16 protein-coding genes and 3 pseudogenes are annotated in these 18,163 nt (G+C 58.0%); 13 read left to right on the top strand and 6 right to left on the bottom strand.

The window, feature by feature from the left end:
* The first annotated feature begins 153 nt into the window (after positions 1-153).
* Both AC0L7L_RS07960 and AC0L7L_RS07955 read left to right on the top strand, forming a co-directional pair.
* A complete protein-coding gene (locus AC0L7L_RS07960) occupies positions 154-660 on the top strand; it encodes a single-stranded DNA-binding protein (protein WP_473513253.1) in 507 nt (168 codons plus the stop codon).
* 226 nt (positions 661-886) lie between these two features.
* Positions 887-1,765 carry an alpha/beta fold hydrolase gene (locus AC0L7L_RS07955; protein ID WP_473513251.1) on the top strand — a complete coding sequence of 293 codons (879 nt, stop codon included), beginning with the start codon at positions 887-889 and terminating at the stop codon, positions 1,763-1,765.
* A gap of 38 nt (positions 1,766-1,803) precedes the next feature.
* Here the strand turns inward: AC0L7L_RS07955 and AC0L7L_RS07950 are convergent, their stop codons facing one another.
* The gene (locus AC0L7L_RS07950; RefSeq protein WP_272211292.1) at positions 1,804-2,451 is read right to left on the bottom strand and encodes a MarC family protein; all 648 of its coding nucleotides are present in this window, start codon (positions 2,449-2,451) and stop codon (positions 1,804-1,806) included.
* A gap of 236 nt (positions 2,452-2,687) precedes the next feature.
* Here AC0L7L_RS07950 and gyrA point away from each other — a divergent pair.
* The 6 genes and pseudogenes from gyrA (at position 2,688) to tgt (ending at position 9,626) form a co-directional block, all read left to right on the top strand.
* A pseudogene (gyrA, locus tag AC0L7L_RS07945) lies at positions 2,688-5,485 on the top strand (DNA gyrase subunit A).
* Between the two features lie 148 nt (positions 5,486-5,633).
* The gene (gene coaD, locus AC0L7L_RS07940) at positions 5,634-6,128 is read left to right on the top strand and encodes a pantetheine-phosphate adenylyltransferase (RefSeq protein ID WP_272211290.1); all 495 of its coding nucleotides are present in this window, start codon (positions 5,634-5,636) and stop codon (positions 6,126-6,128) included.
* 36 nt (positions 6,129-6,164) lie between these two features.
* Complete coding sequence (locus AC0L7L_RS07935; protein ID WP_272211289.1) at positions 6,165-6,743, top strand: peptidylprolyl isomerase; 579 nt, start codon at positions 6,165-6,167, stop codon at positions 6,741-6,743.
* A gap of 39 nt (positions 6,744-6,782) precedes the next feature.
* A complete protein-coding gene (locus AC0L7L_RS07930; RefSeq protein ID WP_272211288.1) occupies positions 6,783-7,292 on the top strand; it encodes a peptidylprolyl isomerase in 510 nt (169 codons plus the stop codon).
* Between the two features lie 121 nt (positions 7,293-7,413).
* Positions 7,414-8,487: a tRNA preQ1(34) S-adenosylmethionine ribosyltransferase-isomerase QueA gene (gene queA / locus AC0L7L_RS07925; RefSeq protein ID WP_272211287.1), complete on the top strand. Its 1,074-nt coding sequence runs from the start codon at positions 7,414-7,416 to the stop codon at positions 8,485-8,487.
* Positions 8,487-9,626 carry a tRNA guanosine(34) transglycosylase Tgt gene (tgt, locus tag AC0L7L_RS07920; RefSeq protein WP_473513248.1) on the top strand — a complete coding sequence of 380 codons (1,140 nt, stop codon included), beginning with the start codon at positions 8,487-8,489 and terminating at the stop codon, positions 9,624-9,626. Before queA ends, tgt begins: the two co-directional genes overlap by 1 nt.
* On the opposite strand, the gene AC0L7L_RS07915 is transcribed toward tgt, so the two are convergent.
* Entirely contained in the window at positions 9,607-9,870 is a 264-nt protein-coding gene (locus tag AC0L7L_RS07915; protein WP_473513246.1) for a hypothetical protein, read from the bottom strand. The two genes, tgt and AC0L7L_RS07915, sit on opposite strands and share 20 nt — an antisense overlap.
* Positions 9,871-10,049: 179 nt before the next feature.
* Here AC0L7L_RS07915 and AC0L7L_RS07910 point away from each other — a divergent pair, with 179 nt between their 5' ends.
* Positions 10,050-10,301, top strand: a complete 252-nt coding sequence (locus tag AC0L7L_RS07910) for a hypothetical protein (RefSeq protein ID WP_473513244.1) — start codon at positions 10,050-10,052, stop codon at positions 10,299-10,301.
* Positions 10,302-10,317: 16 nt separating this feature from the next.
* Here AC0L7L_RS07910 and AC0L7L_RS07905 read toward each other — a convergent pair whose 3' ends face one another.
* The gene (locus AC0L7L_RS07905) at positions 10,318-11,376 is read right to left on the bottom strand and encodes an IS630 family transposase (protein ID WP_473513241.1); all 1,059 of its coding nucleotides are present in this window, start codon (positions 11,374-11,376) and stop codon (positions 10,318-10,320) included.
* Positions 11,377-11,444: 68 nt separating this feature from the next.
* Between AC0L7L_RS07905 and AC0L7L_RS07900 the strand changes: the two genes are divergently transcribed.
* Positions 11,445-11,570, top strand: a complete 126-nt coding sequence (locus tag AC0L7L_RS07900) for a hypothetical protein (protein ID WP_272211284.1) — start codon at positions 11,445-11,447, stop codon at positions 11,568-11,570.
* Positions 11,571-11,621: 51 nt separating this feature from the next.
* The gene (locus AC0L7L_RS07895; protein ID WP_473513239.1) at positions 11,622-11,906 is read left to right on the top strand and encodes a hypothetical protein; all 285 of its coding nucleotides are present in this window, start codon (positions 11,622-11,624) and stop codon (positions 11,904-11,906) included.
* A gap of 183 nt (positions 11,907-12,089) precedes the next feature.
* Here the strand turns inward: AC0L7L_RS07895 and AC0L7L_RS07890 are convergent.
* Positions 12,090-12,291 (bottom strand): annotated as a pseudogene (locus tag AC0L7L_RS07890) (transposase); the annotation flags it as partial.
* A gap of 318 nt (positions 12,292-12,609) precedes the next feature.
* Between AC0L7L_RS07890 and AC0L7L_RS07885 the strand changes: the two are divergent.
* Both AC0L7L_RS07885 and AC0L7L_RS07880 read left to right on the top strand, forming a co-directional pair.
* Complete coding sequence (locus AC0L7L_RS07885; protein WP_272210312.1) at positions 12,610-13,446, top strand: IS5 family transposase; 837 nt, start codon at positions 12,610-12,612, stop codon at positions 13,444-13,446.
* 188 nt (positions 13,447-13,634) lie between these two features.
* Entirely contained in the window at positions 13,635-14,612 is a 978-nt protein-coding gene (locus AC0L7L_RS07880; RefSeq protein WP_473513238.1) for a hypothetical protein, read from the top strand.
* A gap of 310 nt (positions 14,613-14,922) precedes the next feature.
* On the opposite strand, the pseudogene gcvP reads toward AC0L7L_RS07880, so the two are convergent.
* Both gcvP and gcvH read right to left on the bottom strand, forming a co-directional pair.
* Positions 14,923-17,786 (bottom strand): annotated as a pseudogene (gene gcvP / locus AC0L7L_RS07875) (aminomethyl-transferring glycine dehydrogenase).
* Complete coding sequence (gene gcvH / locus AC0L7L_RS07870; RefSeq protein ID WP_272211280.1) at positions 17,786-18,151, bottom strand: glycine cleavage system protein GcvH; 366 nt, start codon at positions 18,149-18,151, stop codon at positions 17,786-17,788. Before gcvH ends, gcvP begins: the two are co-directional and overlap by 1 nt.
* Positions 18,152-18,163: the final 12 nt, after the last annotated feature.

The following is an 18,163-nucleotide window of genomic DNA, read 5'->3' as shown; positions in this document are numbered from 1 at the left end:
ATCGGTTGACGGGATCATATCAGCGCTTTAGAACAAATAAAGAACATTTTTATTGTGGATTTCATGCCCGCGATTGGTCGCCACGCGGCAGATCGTTTATGCTGGTTTGAAATTCTTCAAGAGGCCGCTGTCGCGGCCAAAGCAGGTGGTTTCATGGCAGGTAGTGTAAACAAGGTCATCCTCGTCGGCAATCTCGGCGCGGACCCGGAAATCCGACGCACCCAGGACGGCAGGCCGATCGCCAACCTGCGGGTGGCAACTTCGGAAAGCTGGCGCGACCGCAATTCCGGTGAGCGCAAGGAGCGCACCGAATGGCACCGCGTGGTGATCTTCAGCGAAGGCCTGTGCAAGGTTGCCGAACAGTTTCTGCGCAAGGGCTCCAAGATTTATATCGAGGGCCAGCTGCAGACCCGTAAATGGACTGACCAGGGCGGTCAGGAGCGTTATTCGACCGAGGTCGTTCTGCAGGGCTTCAATTCCACGCTAACCATGCTCGACGGGCGTGGCGAAGGCGGCGGCGGAGGCCAGGGTGGCGGCGGCCAGAGCGGCGGTTACGACGACTACGGCTCGCAGCCGGCCTCTGGCGGCGGCGGCGCTCGCAGCGGCGGTGGTTCCAGCGGCGGTTTCTCGCAGGATCTCGACGACGATATTCCTTTTTGATCTGTATTAATCGGCAGTCGGCGCGACCGCGAGGTTGCGTCGGCTTTTATATGTGACTGCAGGCCATAGTCCGGATTCTCAAATGAAGGCGAGTAAGAAAACATGAAACTGATCCGTTAGCGGGGATTGCGAGAAACCACTGAACCGGTGTGCCGTTCTTGCGGTCAGCACCGAAGGTTTTGACGCCCGTTCCTCTTGGAACGGCGATGCTTTTTATGGATCAGACATGACGGATTTTCTTTCTCCGGTCACCGATAAGGGTGATCGTTACGGCGTTTTGGAAAGCGGCGGTTTTCTTCTTTCATACATCATTGAAGGGCTGGGCATTCCACTTCTTGTGGTTGGCAGTGCCAACTATTATGCGCGCTGTTTCCCGGCGTCTTTACGACGGCACTGCCGGTTTCATTTCATCGACCATTGCGGGTTCGCGACGCCGATTACGGGATGCGAAGACAGTGACTCCAGTCTCGATCGCGTTGTCAGCGACATCGAGCGCATGCGTGTGCATCTCGGCCTTGAGCGTTTTGCCATTCTCGGCCACTCCGGGCATGGATATATGGCGCTGGCCTATGCGGCGCGTTTTCCAGAACGCGTGAGCCATGTCGTGATCGTCGGCACGGCCCCGAGCCAGTCCGGAGCGATGCTGGAGGCTGCGGAGGTGCGGTTTTCTGCCGAGGCCGATGCCCGTCGAAAGACAATTCTGGAGCGGGATCTTCTTTGCCTTGCAGACGATATCCAGACAGAGCCGGGTGCCCGTTTCCGGCATCTTCTGTTGCGGCTTGGTGCGCGAAGCTGGAGCGATCCCGGCTATGATGCGCGCCATTTGTGGCAGGATGTGCCGATAAACGATCCGGTTTTCGATCATCTCTGGGGCGAGGTCTTCCGTGATATCGACATGGTCGCTCTCGCGGGGGCTGTTTCTGCCCCGGTGCTGATTGCGATTGGTGCCCAGGATTACCTGATCGCGCCAGCCGAAAGCTGGGACGAATATCGTTCGGCCTTCGCTGATGTCAGGATAATCACGTTTGCGCAAAGCGGGCATACGCCACCGCTTGAAGAGCCAGAGGCTTTCAGTGAAAGCCTTCTGGAGTTTCTCGGGGCGTAAGGCGTGAAGGGATCGGCGGGCTTGTCCCGCCGGTTTGCCTAGCCTGACGCGACCGGGCCTATATGGAAGGCTGTCTGCATACCGTCGATGACGAATTGTACGGCAAGGGCAGTCAGCATCATACCCAGAATGCGGGTGAGGATATTCCGCCCGGTTTCGCCCAGAAAACGGTCGATCAGCCCGGCGGAAAGCATGGCTAGAAGCACCACCAGCGCGGCGATGAAGATCACGAGCACAAGCGCTAGTTTGTCCAGTACCGTCTCCATTTTTGACCCGAGCAGGATCGTGGCCGAGATCGCGCCGGGCCCGGCGATCAGCGGCATCGCCAGCGGGAAAGCCGCAAGATTGGCGATATTGTCCTTGGTAATGGCGGTTTCTGTGGTTTTCTCCTTGCGTTCCTGACGCTTCTCGAAAATCATTTCGCAACCGATCCAGAACAACAGGATACCGCCTGCGATGCGGAACGCACTCATGGAGATGCCAAGCGCGCCGAGGATACTGTCGCCGAAAAGTGCGAACGCAAGAAGCAGGAAGAAGGAGATGAGGGCGCCCCGCACGGCCACGCGACGGCGTTGGCCACGCGTCATGCCGACTGTCAGTGCCAGGAATATCGGCACCATGCCGGGCGGGTCCATCGTCACCATCAAGGTGGTGAAACCACTCAAAAGCGTTGTCAGTTCAGTCATCGAAACCTCCCGGTTCTGCTGGTTTCGGATTCGGCAGATATTACAGCATTTTCGGAAACCCAGAGTCGTAACGATGTCATTCTTGCTACCCTGCCACAAATCTGCCGCCAAATACGAATTTATTTTGTCGTGGGCCGCTGCTGTGTCCACCACCCAAATGCTTTGCAAATTGGCGTTCGGGATCGGATTCGGCTATAAACGCGCCATATGATTCTAGCTTGAGATCGTGATTCATTTTGACTGATCAAACGACACCATCGGGCGGGGGCTCCCGCCGGGCATCGAGCCCATTTCCATCATGGAAGAAATGCAGCGTTCCTATCTCGATTACGCCATGAGCGTGATCGTCAGCCGTGCGCTGCCGGATGTGCGCGACGGGCTGAAACCGGTGCATCGCCGCATTCTCTACGGCATGTCCGAGCTCGGCGTTGACTGGAACAAGAAATACATGAAGTGCGCCCGTATTACCGGCGACGTCATGGGTAAGTTTCACCCGCACGGCAATTCCGCGATCTATGATGCGCTGGCGCGTATGGCGCAGGACTGGTCGCTGCGGCTGCCGCTGATTGACGGGCAGGGCAATTTCGGTTCCGTCGATGGCGATCCGCCGGCGGCCGAACGCTATACCGAGTGCCGGCTGCAAAAAGTCTCGCATACTTTGCTCGACGATCTTGATAAGGATACCGTCGATTTCCGCGAGAACTATGACGGAACGCTTTCCGAGCCGGTCGTTCTTCCGGCGAAGTTCCCGAACCTTCTGGTCAATGGCGCCGGTGGCATTGCCGTCGGTATGGCCACCAACATGCCGACGCATAATCTCGGCGAGGTGATCGACGCCACCATTGCGCTTATGGAAAATCCCGCTATCGAGCTTCCGGAGCTGATGCAGATCATTCCCGGACCGGACCTGCCGACGGGCGCACAGATCCTCGGTCGTGCCGGTATCAAGTCAGCCTACGAGACCGGACGCGGTTCTGTGATCATGCGCGGGCGGGCGACCATCGAGCCGATGCGCGGCGACCGCGAGCAAATCATCATCACCGAAATTCCCTATCAGGTGAACAAGGCGACGATGATCGAGAAAATGGCCGATCTTGTGCGTGAAAAGCGCATTGAGGGCATCTCCGATCTGCGCGATGAATCCGACCGCGAAGGCTATCGTGTTGTTGTCGAACTGAAGCGCGACGCCAATGCCGACGTGATCCTGAATCAGCTCTACCGCTACACGCCGCTGCAGACTTCGTTCGGTTGTAACTTCGTGGCGCTGAACGGCGGCAAGCCGGAACAGATGAGCCTGCTCGACATTCTGAGGGCCTTTGTTTCCTTCCGCGAGAATGTTGTCAGCCGCCGGACCAAATACCTTCTGCGCAAAGTGCGTGACCGGGCCCATGTGTTGGTCGGTCTTGCCATTGCGGTTGCCAATATCGATGAGATCATCAGCCTGATCCGCCGCGCGCCTGATCCGCAGACGGCGCGTGAGCAATTGATGGAAAAGCATTGGCCGGCAAAGGATGTCGAGGCGCTGATCCTGCTCATCGAGGACCCGCGTCACAAGATCAGCGACGACGGCACCTATCAGCTGTCCGAGGAACAGGCCCGGGCCATTCTCGAACTGCGCCTGTCCCGCCTGACCGCGCTGGGTCGTGATGAAATCGGTGACGAACTCGGCAAGATCGGCGACGAGATCAAATCCTATCTTGAAATCCTGTCTTCGCGCACGCGGATTCAGGAGATCATCAAGGAAGAGATGATTGCTGTCCGGGATGAATTCGGCACGCCGAGGCGCACCGAAATTCTTGAAGGCGGTCCCGATATGGACGATGAGGACCTCATCGCCCGCGAGGACATGGTCGTCACAGTTTCGCGCAATGGCTACATCAAGCGGGTTCCGCTCAACACTTACCGCGCCCAGCGGCGCGGTGGTAAGGGCCGCGCCGGCATGGCGATCCGTGATGAGGATTTCGTCACCCGCGTGTTCGTGGCCAATACCCACACGCCGGTACTGTTCTTCTCCTCACGCGGTATCGTCTACAAGGAAAAGGTCTGGCGCCTGCCGATCGGCACGCCGCAGTCACGCGGCAAGGCTCTGATCAATATGCTGCCGCTGCAGCAGGGCGAGGCGATTACCTCCATTCTGGCGCTGCCGGAGGATGAGGAAAGCTGGGCCGAACTCGATGTGATGTTCGCTACCACACGTGGCACTGTGCGCCGTAACAAGTTGTCGGACTTCGTGCAGGTGAACCGCAACGGCAAGATCGCGATGAAGCTCGATGACGAGAATGATCGCATCCTGTCGGTCTGGACCTGTACACCGGATGACGATGTGTTGCTGACGACGGCGATGGGCCAGGCGATCCGCTTCCCGGTTCCCGCCATCCGCGTCTTCTCCGGTCGAAATTCGATCGGTGTGCGTGGCATCGGGCTTGCCGAGGGCGATGAGGTGATCTCGATGACCATCGTCAGCCATGTCGACGCCGAGCCCTGGGAACGCGCCGCCTATCTGAAACGGGCCGCACTCGAACGCCGTACCGAAACCGGGGAGAGTGAGGAGATCGCGCTTGTCGGCGAGGACGTAGCTGAAGAGGGCGTGTTGAGCGATGATCGCTACGAGGAGCTTAAATTCTATGAACAGTTCATCCTGACAGTGACCGAAAAGGGCTTTGGGAAGCGTTCATCCTCCTATGACTTCCGCATCTCCGGCCGTGGCGGTAAGGGCATTCGTGCTACCGACACATCGAAAACCGAAGAAATCGGCCGTCTGATCGCCGCCTTCCCGGTTCTGGAGGGCGACCAGATCATGCTGGTCACCAATGCCGGACAGCTGATCCGTGTACCGGTCTACGATATCCGTATCGCAAGTCGTGCCACCAAGGGTGTCACGGTGTTCAAGACCGGGGGCGACGAGAAGGTTGTTTCCGTCGAGGGGATCTCCGAGCCCGAAGAAGCCGAACCCGTTGAAGGCGACGGTACGGAAGAGGTCACCACCGACGAGACGCCTGCAGCCGAAACCGACGAGGGCGACAACGAGGCCTGATCCTGGTGCCTTTCAATCTGCGGAAGCCGGGCCTTTGGGTCCGGCTTTTTGCTTTCACCGGCCTGGTGCCGCCCGGCCCGGGGCAAAGCGGCTTGCAGCCTGTCGCGTTCCGTGACAAAAGGCCGAAACCGAAACCGAGGCGTGACGAATGGCAACGGCATTTTACCCCGGCTCTTTCGATCCGATGACCAATGGCCATCTCGATGTGGTGCTTCAGGCGCTCAACATTGCAGACCGGCTTGTGCTGGCAATCGGCATCAACGCCGGAAAGAAGCCGCTGTTCGAATTTGAAGAGCGTGCCGCCTTCCTTCAACGCGCTGTCGCCGAGCACCTGCCGGAACGTCGCGGCGATGTTTCCGTGGTGGCCTTCAAGGGGCTGGCAATCGATGCAGCACGGGAAAATGGCGCGGGCATGATCATTCGTGGCCTGCGCGATTCCACCGATTTTGCCTATGAAATGCAGATGGCGGGCATGAACCAGACTATGGCGCCGGACATTCAGACCGTATTTTTGCCGGCGATGGCACTTTCCCGTCCGATATCGGCCACATTGGTGCGGCAGGTCGCTGCCATGGGCGGCGATGTGGAGCGCTTTGTGCCGGACTATGTGGCTGCCGCGCTAGAGGCCAAATTCCCGCGCTAGAGTCCGGGTGAGGAAACGATTTTCAAGGAGAAAACCATGAGGAAGACAATTGCAGGACTGGCTGCCGCCACAATGATGACGGTGGCCTCGATTGCCGGCATGGCTGAGGCCCAGGACGGCAAAGACCTTCTGACGCTGAACACCTCGGAAGGCCCGGTCGTAATCGAGCTTTTCGATGACGAAGCCCCGCAGAATGTTGCCCGCGTCAAGGAACTTGCCGAAGACGGTGCCTATGACAATGTCGTGTTTCACCGTGTGATCGACGGTTTCATGGCCCAGACCGGTGACGTTCAGTTCGGCGATGCCGAGAGCGGTTACGACGCCAACAGGACCGGGACGGGCGGTTCGGATATGCCTGATCTTCCGGCAGAGTTCTCCGACATTCCATTCAAGCGTGGCGTGGTCGGCATGGCGCGTTCGCAGAACCCGAATTCCGCAAATTCGCAATTCTTCATCATGTTTGACGATGCGACGCATCTGAACGGCCAGTACACCGTCATCGGTGAGGTCGTTGAAGGCATGGACAATGTCGACAAGATCAAGAAGGGCGATCCGGCACAGAATGGCACAGTCAGCGATCCCGACCGGATCCTGAACGCCACTGTCAGCCAGTAACCCTCCCATTTCGACCTAACTCAGCCACAGGAGATCCAGATGGCCGAAATCAAAGATCCGGAAAACACCTTCATCATGGAGACGACCAAGGGAAAGATCGTGATCGAAGCGTTCCCGAACGTGGCCCCCAAGCACGTCGAGCGTGTTCGTGAACTGACCCGTGAAGGCGCCTATGACGGCGTCGTCTTCCACCGCGTTATCGCTGATTTCATGGCGCAGGGCGGTGACGTGAAGCACGGCAAGAAGGGGTCCGACGCCTTTCATCCGGGACGTGCTGGTACCGGTGCCTCCGAAAAGCCGGATCTTCCGGCTGAATTCTCTTCGGTCCGCCACATTCGTGGTACCTGCTCGATGGCACGTTCGCAGAACCCGAACTCGGCCAACTCCCAGTTCTTCATCTGCTTCACCGACGCTCCCTGGCTCGACAAGCAGTATACTGTCTGGGGGCAAGTCGTAGAAGGCATGGACGCCGTTGATGCGTTCGAGCGCGGGGAACCTGTGCGCGACCCCGACCACATCATTACGATGAAAGTCGCCGCGGACGTTTGATTGGCCTGCCGCGAAGGGCTGCCTTCTTTGCTTGGGCTAAATCCTAGGCTACGGCCCAAAAACAACCCGCCCGGCCTCGTGCCGGCGGGTTTTCGAATTTTATGAGAATTGTCCTGATACAATGCGTGTAGACCTCTTTGATTTCGACCTGCCAGATGAAAATATCGCGCTGAGGCCAGCCGATCCGCGTGACAGTGCGCGTATGCTTCTTGTGCGGCCGGAACAGACGCTGGCGCTCGAAGATCGCATTGTCAGCGAACTGCCGACCTTTCTGAAGCCGGGCGATGCGCTGGTTTTCAACGACACCAAGGTCATACCAGCCCAGCTCGAAGGTATCCGTCTGCGCCCTGGCGGCGAGGATGTGCCGGTTTCCGCCACGCTGCATCTGCGCAAGGCCGACAACATCTGGCATGCTTTTGCGCGGCCGGGAAAACGCATCAAGAGCGGCGACCGCCTGCATTTCACATCCGCTGACGGTCTTGCCACACTCGAGGCCGAAGTGACCGAAAAGCGGGAAGGGGGCGAGGTCGTCCTTTTCTTCAATGCGCGCGGGGCGGCACTCGACGAGGCGCTTATGCGCGTCGGCCATGTGCCGCTGCCGCCATATATCGCGTCCAAACGCGCTGAAGATGGCAAGGATCGGGATGACTATCAGACCGTCTATGCCCGCGAAAACGGCGCTGTTGCAGCCCCGACCGCGGGACTGCATTTCACGCCAAATCTTCTGCAGGCCCTGTATAGCGCCGGCATCGAGCAGCATTTCGTCACGCTTCATGTCGGGGCGGGGACATTCCTGCCGGTGAAGGCGGATGATACCGAAGACCACAAGATGCATTTCGAACGCGGTATCGTGACGCCGGAAACGGCCGAAGCGCTGAACGCGGTGAAAGCGCGGGGCGGACGCATCGTCTCGGTCGGCACCACATCGTTGAGGCTTCTGGAGAGCGCTGCGGCCGAGGGCGGCAAGATCAGCCCCTGGGAGGGCGAGACCGGTATCTTTATCACGCCAGGCTATCGCTTCCGTGTGGTCGACATGCTGATGACCAATTTCCACCTGCCGAAATCAACGCTTTTCATGCTGGTTTCGGCGTTTTGCGGGCTGGAAACGATGTGCGCGGCCTATGCCCATGCCATCCAAACCGGATACCGTTTCTATTCATACGGCGATTCCAGCCTGTTGTTCCGGAAAGACTGATGAGCGAGAATTTCCAGTTTACCCTCAAGGCCACCGACGGCGATGCCCGTCTTGGCGCGATCACCATGCCACGCGGCGAAATCCGCACCCCGGCCTTCATGCCGGTGGGCACTGCGGGTACGGTCAAGGCGATGTATCTTGATCAGGTCCGCGACCTCGGCGCCGACATTATCCTCGGCAATACCTATCACCTGATGCTGCGGCCGGGCGCCGAACGGGTGGCGCGGCTTGGCGGTCTTCACTCGCTGATCCGGTGGGAGCATCCGATCCTGACCGATTCCGGCGGCTTTCAGGTGATGTCACTGGCCGCATTGCGTGAGATCGACGAAAAGAAGGGCGTTACCTTCAAATCCCACATCGATGGCAGTGTGCATCATATGAGCCCGGAGCGCTCGATCGAGATCCAGGGGCTTCTCGGTTCCGATATTCAGATGCAGCTTGATGAATGTGTGCGCCTTCCGGCAGGCCGTGCCGAGATCGAGAATTCGACGGATATGTCATTGCGCTGGGCCGAGCGCTGCCGTGAAGCCTTTGGTGATCAGCCCGGCAAAGCCATGTTCGGCATTGTCCAGGGCGGCGATATTCCTGATCTGCGTATCCGTTCCGCACGCGGATTGGCGGCACTTGACCTCAAGGGCTATGCGGTTGGAGGCCTTGCGGTCGGTGAACCGCAGGACGTCATGCTGGCTATGCTCGAAACAACGCTGCCAGAGCTACCGGCCCAAAAGCCGCGATACCTAATGGGTGTCGGCACGCCCGACGATATCCTGAAATCGGTGGCGCGCGGTATCGACATGTTCGACTGCGTGATGCCAACACGGGCAGGGCGCCACGGCCTTGCCTTCACCCGCCGCGGCAAAGTGAATCTCAGAAACGCCCGCCATGCAGAAGACCTCCGACCGCTCGACGAAGAAAGCGATTGCCCGGCGGCCCGCGATTATTCCCGTGCCTATCTGCATCACCTTGTGCGCGCCAATGAATCGCTGGCCGGCATGCTGCTGACCTGGAACAATCTGCATTACTATCAGTATTTCATGCAGGGCATCCGCGCCGCCATCTCAAAAAAACGCTTTGCCGAGTTCATGGCGGAGGTGCAGGAAAGCTGGGCACGTGGTGACCTTACAGACCTGCGCGCATGACCAACTGAAGCGGAAAACGCGCACCTGTAAACGGCGGTGTTGCCAGCCAACGGCGACGAACGGCCTCCATATGCCGGGGTGGCTCCATGAGCGGTTGGTCGGGGTCATCAATTGTGGCAAGGATCGCCCGGCGCAGTGCCACAGTCGCGTCGCTCTGCACCGCCCAGTGCGACACCACGAGGCGATCTTCCGGACGATCTTCCGCAGGTTGAGAGCCGGAATGGACCAGAGCAGCCTGGTGCAACGCATCATCTACATTGTCGTTGACTGCGCGGGCATCCTGATCTTCGCGATGGTCGGAGGTTGGCCGCTCTTGATGAGCGTTCAGGCCGATCCCGGAAGAGCCGCAAATGGCGCTCCCGGACGACGTGTCGACCTTTGCTCAGTTCTTTCGCCCGTCTCGGTCAGGCCACGGCGGTGCTGATGGCACTTCTGGCCCTCAATCGTCTGTGGAGCGGACCCTGGCAGGGGCTTTCCAATCCAAGTATCGCGGTTATCATTCGATCGTTGGCTCAGCTTTTCGTGACTTTGGTTCTGGCTTATGTCGCTTGGCATCTGGTGCTGACCGGATCGCAAAGTGTGCTCTTGAAGGGGGCTTTTGCTGCAGGGGAAGGCGAGGCGCGTCGCACGGAGCAAAAAAGCCGCATTGCGACTGTTTTGCCGCTGGTGCGATAATACCAATCGTCATTGATCAGAACGTTTGTGCCCATTTGCGTCTACCGATCGACATTATGTTCCATGGTCGGTCCTGGAGTGTTCTCCAGGCGTAGCAGCAGTGGTCGACGATATCCTCGTAGGACTTGAAGGCGCGGTTTGAGAGCCAGTTGTTCCTCATGAACTGCCAGATGTTTTCGACCGGGTTCAGTTCGGGTGATTTGGGCGGCAGTGGCAGGATGGTTATGTTTTCAGGAACGACGAGATTGCTGGACATGTGCCATCCGGCCTGATCCATGATGAGGACGGCGTGAGCGTTTTCGGCGACATTGCGGGATATCTCGATCAGATGCTGGTTCATGGCATAGGTGTCACACCACGGCATGACGAGAGCTGCGGCCTTGCCGTGCCTGGGGCAGATCGCGCCGAAAATATAGGCCGATCGGGTTCGCTGGTCGTGTGGCGCGGACGGCCTTGATCCCCGCTTGGCCCAGCGGCGGGTGATCTTGTTCTTTTGACCAATGCGGGCTTCGCCCTGAAACCAGATTTCGATCACTTTGCCCTTGGGGGGACCGGCGACGATTTCTGCCACAGCGGCGGGGAAGTTTTTAAATGCCTCGGCCGCCTCGGGATCCTGCGCATGGTGTCTTGGGCGAGCCGAGAGCTTGCGGTAGCCCATGGCACGAACTTCGCGACCCAGGGTCTCCTCACTCACCGAGATCCGGTATTCTTCCCAAATCCACCGGGCCAGGTCACACAGACGCCAGCGCACGACACCATCCAGATAGGGTGTCGGTCCGCGCTCTATCGCTTGCGCCAAGGCCGCTCGCTGATCGTTGTTCAGGAGAGAAGGCTTGCCCGGAGCCTTGCCGTTGATCAGGCCGTCGGGTCCGCGAGCATTGAAGCGCACCACCCAGTCGCGCACGATCTGAACCGTAACGCTGCCGAGCCGGGCGGCATCGCCGCGTGATCCGCCATCATAGATCGATGCAAGCGCGAGGAGACGCCGGGCCTGGTCGGCATTGCGTGTCTGCCGAGCCAGAAGCCGCAACTCCGCCCCGTTGAAATCTGTCCGAAGAGAAATCGCTGAACCCATCGCAAACCTCCTGTTTGCACCATCGATTCAGATTCGTCACATTTTTGGAAGCCCGAGAGTCAGAATTATTGAAGTCTGGTATAACACGTTGCTATCACTATCGCATCGATTTCGGTCATCTTGTCGATGTCGGCATGACCAGCCAGAACCTCAATTACGGTTATGTCGGGCTCAGTGATCTTCGCTTTGCGTAGTGTGACTTCGGTTCGCTTTTCCACGACTATCTTCGGTAGGCGCAATCGTTGATGGCGCGCCACAGTTGCTGTTCGGGTGAGATTGACGCTGCGTTCGGCCCGGCGAGCCGCGCCTCATGGAACGCAATGCGCGCGGGGGTTGGTCTTTCGCCGCTTACCGGTGCGTTCACGCCAACGGTGCCTGACATTGCTGTTCTCACAAACATTCCTGTCACGGGCAGGGCCTGCGCGCAAGGAAGCTCCGTTGTCGCGTCGGATGGCGATGGCGTTGGGCTGCTCGATTTTCTCTATCCCGCGCAAAAATGGCCACCGCTTGAAAAGCTCTGGATTCGCTAAACACTTGGATCTGTCTTGCCGCACCTGAGGCGTTTTTTGCCGAGCACGAGCCTGGCGACATGTTGCCTCGGGCGGCAGCACTCGAAGCCTCGCTCAATCGGCTCGGAGTTTTCCTCGCATATCCCGATCCCGTCTTTGACGAAAAGGCCCGTGCTGCCGTGATCGCCTTCCAGACGCAATGTAGACGGTCGAACAAGGCGGGAAGTCCTTTGGCAGCATCCGCCAGTGGAACCGGTCGAGGCGATATAGAAGATTGCGTCAACGACTTCACGCAGGCAGGTATTACGGGTTCTGCCAAGCCGCCGCCCTTTCGGGAGCACCGGTGAAATCAAGTCCATTCCCGATCCATCACATCGCTTGCATAGCGGGCTGACTTGCGAACATACTAGCGTCGGGTGATTTAGGTTCAGGTCATCGTGTTCTCCTTCGTTTATTCAAAAAAATTCAACGGAAACACATCCTGCTGAAATCACTCGACTTTTTTCGGTCAGGTTCTTAGGGGAAGTCGAGTATGGCGAGGGAAAATATCTGGGACAATTCCAAGGGCGCAGCTATAATAGCTGTAATCGCGATTCATTGCTTATCCAGCACACCTGGATCACAATGGGAAAACACTTTCGTCCTTAGAGCCCGATTTAAAAGTTGTTGAGTGATATCAGAAGGATGTGATTCAACCACCTCTGCCAAGAACGTGGAGGATCGCATGCCCTGGAATGATATCACCCGCCTGCAGCATAACCGGGATCGCCTTCGCTATCCAACCGATTTGACGGACCGTGAGTGGGCTGTAATTGCTCCACTGATACCGCTGGCCAAGCCCGGCGGGCGGCCACGGAAAACGAATATGAGGGAAGTGGTGAACGCGATCCTTTATATTGCGGGCAGCGGCAGTCAATGGCGGGCTCTGCCGAAGGACTTCCCTCCGGTCTCCACGGTGCGAGGCTATTTCTATGGCTGGCGCGACATCGGCCTTTGGCAGACCATCAATCATCTGCTCGTCTGCGCTACGCGCGAACTGGAGGGGCGCGAGGCCTCGCCCACAGCCGGTGTCATCGACAGCCAGAGTGTCAAGACCACCGAAAGCGGCGGGGTTTCGGGCTACGACGCCGGCAAGAAGATCAAGGGCCGCAAGCGCCACATCATCACCGATACGATCGGGCTGATGCTGTTCGTGCTTGTCCATGCTGCCGATATCCAGGACCGCGACGGTGCGCCCGATGTCCTGAAAGCCATCCGCTACCGTTTCCCCTGGTTGCGCCATGTCTTCGCAGATGGCGGCTATGCCGGGCAGAAGTTGCGAAAAGCGCTGCGCGGATGCGGCCAATGGAACCTTGAGATCATCAAGCGCTCCGACATAGCGAAAGGCTTTGAGGTTCTGCCCCGCCGATGGGTGGTGGAGCGCACCTTCGGCTGGTTCGGACGATGCCGTCGGTTGGCCAAAGATTGGGAAAAGTCCATCGCAAGCGCCACAGCATGGGTCAACATCGCCAGCATCAGGGTGATGACCAGACGCCTCGCACGATATTGTTTCCCATCATGAACTTTTGAATCCGGCTCTTACGTGTTCGCACCCAGTGCATCGCAAGCGCCGTTGGGGCAAGGCTTGAAACACCCAGAAAACCCTATCTCATAAAGTCGCTTCTTAGCAACAATTGGGGAGGTGAAGACAAAAGCATCCTTGTATCGGACCAACCGAACTGGCTTCGACAAGATGAACAAGGTCTCGAGTTGGCAAAGGCCATAACATTTGGCGAAGCAACAGATTGGCTTCCTATTATATACATATCTGCGAAAGGAAATTCTAGCTGGATTATTAGTGCAGATGAAATTGAAAAACTTGCATATGATCTTGGCGGCGTGGCTCATGTTGTGGTTGAGCCTAATCGAGAGTTCTCATTCGCGCTGCGTGAAATTACTTCTGCAAAAAATATTTACGGAAGCACGATCGGTATTTCTGTTCCCGGAAAGGGGATAGTGTCACGATCCTTTATAGGTCTGCAAACCAAAACATCTGACGAGGTTTTGGACTCCGTTCGAAAGCGAGCTATATTGTCGCGTACACAGATGCCCGCCCGCGGATGGGACTGGACGGAGCTTCAGGAACGGTCCTTGCATGCGCACCGAGAGCGTGAACGGAATAGGCTCAGTGTTGAAGAAAGCGAAAAGCTCTATCTTGATGAGATTTCAAATCTACAGGACCGGGTTTCAGAACTTGAAAATAGGCTAAGTTTCAGCTCTTTAAACAGCATTGAAGATGTCGATTTCTCTAATACTGAAGATGATATTTCTTGTCTAATTGGCCCCGAGATTTATTCTGGAGAAACCTCTGACAGGATCAGGTACGCTGCTGATATAGCCTTGAAATATGCAGATCAACTCGGAATAGACAAAAGATCTATCGAAATATTCCGCGTTATTTCCAATAAGCTGTCCGTGTCTCCTGCTCTTGTAGATTTGAAGAGAGATTTGAAGAGAGCCACAACTGATCCTAGGCGAGTTGCGAGTGAATTAACCGGCCTTCTCGGAGAGCTTGGCTATGCCGTAAAGTCAGAAAATAGGCACGTTCGACTTGAAGCCGATGAGAACTATTTAGGACTTGAGGCTATTACTCTGCCAAAAACCCCAAGTGATAGCAGAGGCCTTAAGAACCTTAGAAAACAGATTGAACGCACGCTCGGAATTACAAAACTGCCCGATCAACCTTAAGAAAAAAATTATTTCTGCTGCTGCTGCCGTCGCCTAGTGTTATACGTCCACATTCCAGTGTTCGAACTATTGATCCAAAGCTTTCGAATCGACGGTTGGAAATGCGTCTTGATCCCGAACAAGAAGAGCCGAAGCTACCAAGTGAGGCATCAACCCCGCAAGCAGCATGGCTCCGGGATCATGCTGAGGCTTGGACCCGGCCATTGATTCTGCGCGTTTGTACTTTCACGCTGTTCTAGTGACGGGGGAAGGGGTTCCGAAAGCGAAAGCCGGCGCCCGCGCCGGCCTTCCGTCTCACGCATACATCTCCCTACTCCGCCGCCTCCGCATACTCACTCATCGGCGGACACGCACAGACCAGATTCCGATCCCCATAGACATTGTCCACGCGGTTGACCGGCGGCCAGTATTTGTCGACGCGGAAGGCGCCGGGGGGAAGCAGGCTTGTTCGCGGGAATAGGGGTGGGTCCATTCGCCGACGAGATCTTCCACCGTGTGCGGGGCGTTTTTCAGCGGATTATCGACACGGTCGGCCGTGCCGTCTTCGATGGCGCGCACTTCTTCGCGGACCGCCAGCATTGCATCGCAGAAGCGATCCAGCTCGGCCTTGGTTTCCGATTCCGTCGGCTCGATCATCAGCGTGCCGGGAACCGGAAAGCTCATCGTCGGGGCATGGAAGCCGCAATCGATCAGCCGCTTGGCAATGTCATCCACCGTAACGTCAGCCGTGTCCTTCAGCGGGCGCGTATCGATGATGCATTCATGCGCGACGCGGCCCTTTTCCGACTTGTAGAGCACGTCGTAAGCGCCCTTCAGCCGGGCCGCGATATAATTGGCGTTGAGGATCGCCACGCGGGTGGCCTGCGTCAGCCCTTCGCCGCCCATCATCAGGCAATAGCTCCATGAGATCGGCAGGATCGACGGTGAGCCGAACGGTGCTGCCGAGACTGCGCCGCCGGTCTCATCCGTTGCCGGATTGGCGGGCAGGTGGGGTGCGAGGTGGGCCTTGACGCCAATCGGCCCCATGCCCGGACCGCCGCCGCCGTGGGGAATGCAGAAGGTCTTGTGCAGGTTCAGGTGGCTGACATCCGAGCCGATATCACCGGGCCGCGACAGCCCGACCATCGCATTCATATTGGCGCCGTCGAGATAAACCTGACCGCCATATTGATGGGTGATCTCGCAGACTTCCTTGACGGTTGCCTCGAAAACGCCATGGGTCGAGGGGTAGGTGATCATGCAGGCGGCGAGATTGTCGGCGTGCTTTGCCGCCTTTTCGGCAAAATCGGCCAGATCGATATCGCCGTTTTCGAGCGATTGCACCGCCACCACCTTCATGCCCGCCATGTGGGCAGACGCCGGGTTGGTGCCGTGCGCGGACATCGGAATAAGGCAGATATCGCGGTGCGCATCACCATTGGCGCGGTGAAAGCGGCGGATCGTCAAAAGGCCGGCATACTCGCCCTGCGCACCGGAATTCGGCTGCATGGAAAACGCATCATAGCCGGTGATGGCGCAGAGCTTTTCCGACAGATCGGCGATCATTTCGCGGTAGCCCAGCGCCTGATTTTCAGGTGCGAAGGGATGAATGTCGGCAAATTCCGGCCAGGTGATCGGCAGCATCTCGGCCGTGGCGTTGAGCTTCATCGTGCATGAGCCAAGCGGGATCATCGAGCGATCAAGCGCCAGATCACGGTCTGCGAGGCGGCGCATATAGCGTGTCATCTCGCTTTCCGCACGGTTCATGTGAAAGATCGGGTGCGTCATATAAACGCTTGTGCGTAATAGACTTTTCGGCAGGCGGTAATCCGCCTCGAACTCGGCAATCGAGAATTTTCCGCCAAACGCTTCCCACACCGCTTCGACATGGGCCGGACGGGTCCGCTCATTCACCGAAATGCCGATTTTGGTGGTACCGACCTTGCGCAGGTTGACGTTGTTTTCCACGGCATTGCGCATGATCAGGCCCTGAAACGCGCCAACCTCGACAGTGACGGTGTCGAAGAAGGTTTCAGGCTCGACGGTGAAGCCGAGCGCTTCCAGCCCTTTGGCCAGCAGCACGCTTTTCTTGTGCACCTGCTGTGCAATCGCCTTCAGCCCGTCCGGCCCGTGGAACACGCCATACATCGCGGCCATCACGGCCAGCAGCACCTGTGCGGTGCAGATGTTCGACGTCGCCTTTTCGCGACGAATATGCTGTTCGCGGGTCTGCAGCGCCAGACGGTAGGCGCGGTTGCCCCGGCTATCGACGGAGACCCCGACAAGACGACCGGGCATGGAGCGCTTGTAGGCGTCCTTCACGGCCATATAGGCGGCATGCGGACCGCCATAGCCAAGCGGCACGCCGAAGCGCTGGGAGGAGCCGATGGCGATATCGGCATCCATTTCGCCTGGCGATTTCAAAAGCGTCAGCGCCAGCGGATCGGCGGCTATGGTGGCGATCGCCTTTGCCGCGTGCAGGGCGGCGATCACGGCAGTGAAATCATGCACATGGCCGTGGGTGCCGGGATACTGGAACAGCGCGCCGAACACCTCTTCGGCCTTGAGATCGGTAAACGGATTGCCGATGATGATTTCCCAGCCGAGCGGCTCGGACCGGGTTTTCAAAAGTGCAATCGTCTGCGGGTGGCAGTTTTCATCGACAAAGAAGGCGTTGGCCTTCGATTTCGCCACGCGGTTCGCCATCGCCATGGCTTCCGCCGCCGCCGTCGCTTCATCCAGCAGCGAGGCATTGGCGATGTCGAGACCGGTGAGGTCTGCCATCATCGTCTGGAAGTTTAAGAGCGCCTCGAGCCGGCCCTGGCTGATTTCCGGCTGATAGGGCGTATAGGCGGTGTACCAGGCCGGGTTTTCCAGAATATTGCGCTGGATAACCGGCGGCACGATGGTGGGGTTATAGCCCTGGCCGATCATCGAAATCATCGGCTTGTTCTTGTTGGCTGTCTCGCGCAGCTTGTCGAGCGCCTCGCGCTCGGTCATCGCGGGGCCCCAGGCCAGCGGCTCTTGCTGGCGGATAGCGGCAGGCACGGTGTCGTCGATCAGCGCTTCAAGACTGTCATAGCCAATCGTTTCCAGCATCCCGGCCATCTCGGCGGGCGAGGGCCCGATATGGCGGCGATTGGCAAAGTCATAGGGCTGGTAGTCGGTAAACTGAAATTCTGAAGGCGTCGTCATCAGGCGATGAACTCCTTGTAAGCCGCTTCATCCATCAGCGCGTCGGCATCGGCCGGATTGGCGAGCTTCAGCTTGAAGAACCAGCCGCCTTCCATGGGCTCGGCGTTGACCAGTTCCGGGTTGTCGGTGATCGCCTGATTGACTTCGGTGATTTCGCCGGCCAGCGGGCAGAAAACATCCGAGGCGGCCTTGACCGACTCGACGGTTGCCGCGTCGTCATTCTTTTCAAATGTCGCGCCGACATCCGGCAGTTCAACGAAAACGAGATCGCCGAGCTGTTCTGCGGCATGCGCGGTAATGCCGACGGTGGCAATGCCGTCTTCAATGTTCAGCCATTCGTGTTCTTCGGTAAATTTGATGGTCATGGCAATAATGTT

It is taken from the genome of Martelella sp. K41-7 (assembly GCF_055808365.1).
Note: the sequence above shows the minus strand (reverse complement) of the source record. Positions and strands in the feature narration are given on the sequence as shown.

Coding starts and splice junctions, on each gene's coding strand:
- AC0L7L_RS07960 (WP_473513253.1), top strand. CDS start 154: ATGGCAGGTAGTGTAAACAAGGTCATCCTCGTCGGCAATCTCGGCGCG.
- AC0L7L_RS07955 (WP_473513251.1), top strand. CDS start 887: ATGACGGATTTTCTTTCTCCGGTCACCGATAAGGGTGATCGTTACGGC.
- AC0L7L_RS07950 (WP_272211292.1), bottom strand. CDS start 2,451: ATGACTGAACTGACAACGCTTTTGAGTGGTTTCACCACCTTGATGGTG.
- coaD (WP_272211290.1), top strand. CDS start 5,634: ATGGCAACGGCATTTTACCCCGGCTCTTTCGATCCGATGACCAATGGC.
- AC0L7L_RS07935 (WP_272211289.1), top strand. CDS start 6,165: ATGAGGAAGACAATTGCAGGACTGGCTGCCGCCACAATGATGACGGTG.
- AC0L7L_RS07930 (WP_272211288.1), top strand. CDS start 6,783: ATGGCCGAAATCAAAGATCCGGAAAACACCTTCATCATGGAGACGACC.
- queA (WP_272211287.1), top strand. CDS start 7,414: ATGCGTGTAGACCTCTTTGATTTCGACCTGCCAGATGAAAATATCGCG.
- tgt (WP_473513248.1), top strand. CDS start 8,487: ATGAGCGAGAATTTCCAGTTTACCCTCAAGGCCACCGACGGCGATGCC.
- AC0L7L_RS07910 (WP_473513244.1), top strand. CDS start 10,050: ATGGCACTTCTGGCCCTCAATCGTCTGTGGAGCGGACCCTGGCAGGGG.
- AC0L7L_RS07905 (WP_473513241.1), bottom strand. CDS start 11,376: ATGGGTTCAGCGATTTCTCTTCGGACAGATTTCAACGGGGCGGAGTTG.
- AC0L7L_RS07895 (WP_473513239.1), top strand. CDS start 11,622: ATGGCGCGCCACAGTTGCTGTTCGGGTGAGATTGACGCTGCGTTCGGC.
- AC0L7L_RS07885 (WP_272210312.1), top strand. CDS start 12,610: ATGCCCTGGAATGATATCACCCGCCTGCAGCATAACCGGGATCGCCTT.
- gcvH (WP_272211280.1), bottom strand. CDS start 18,151: ATGACCATCAAATTTACCGAAGAACACGAATGGCTGAACATTGAAGAC.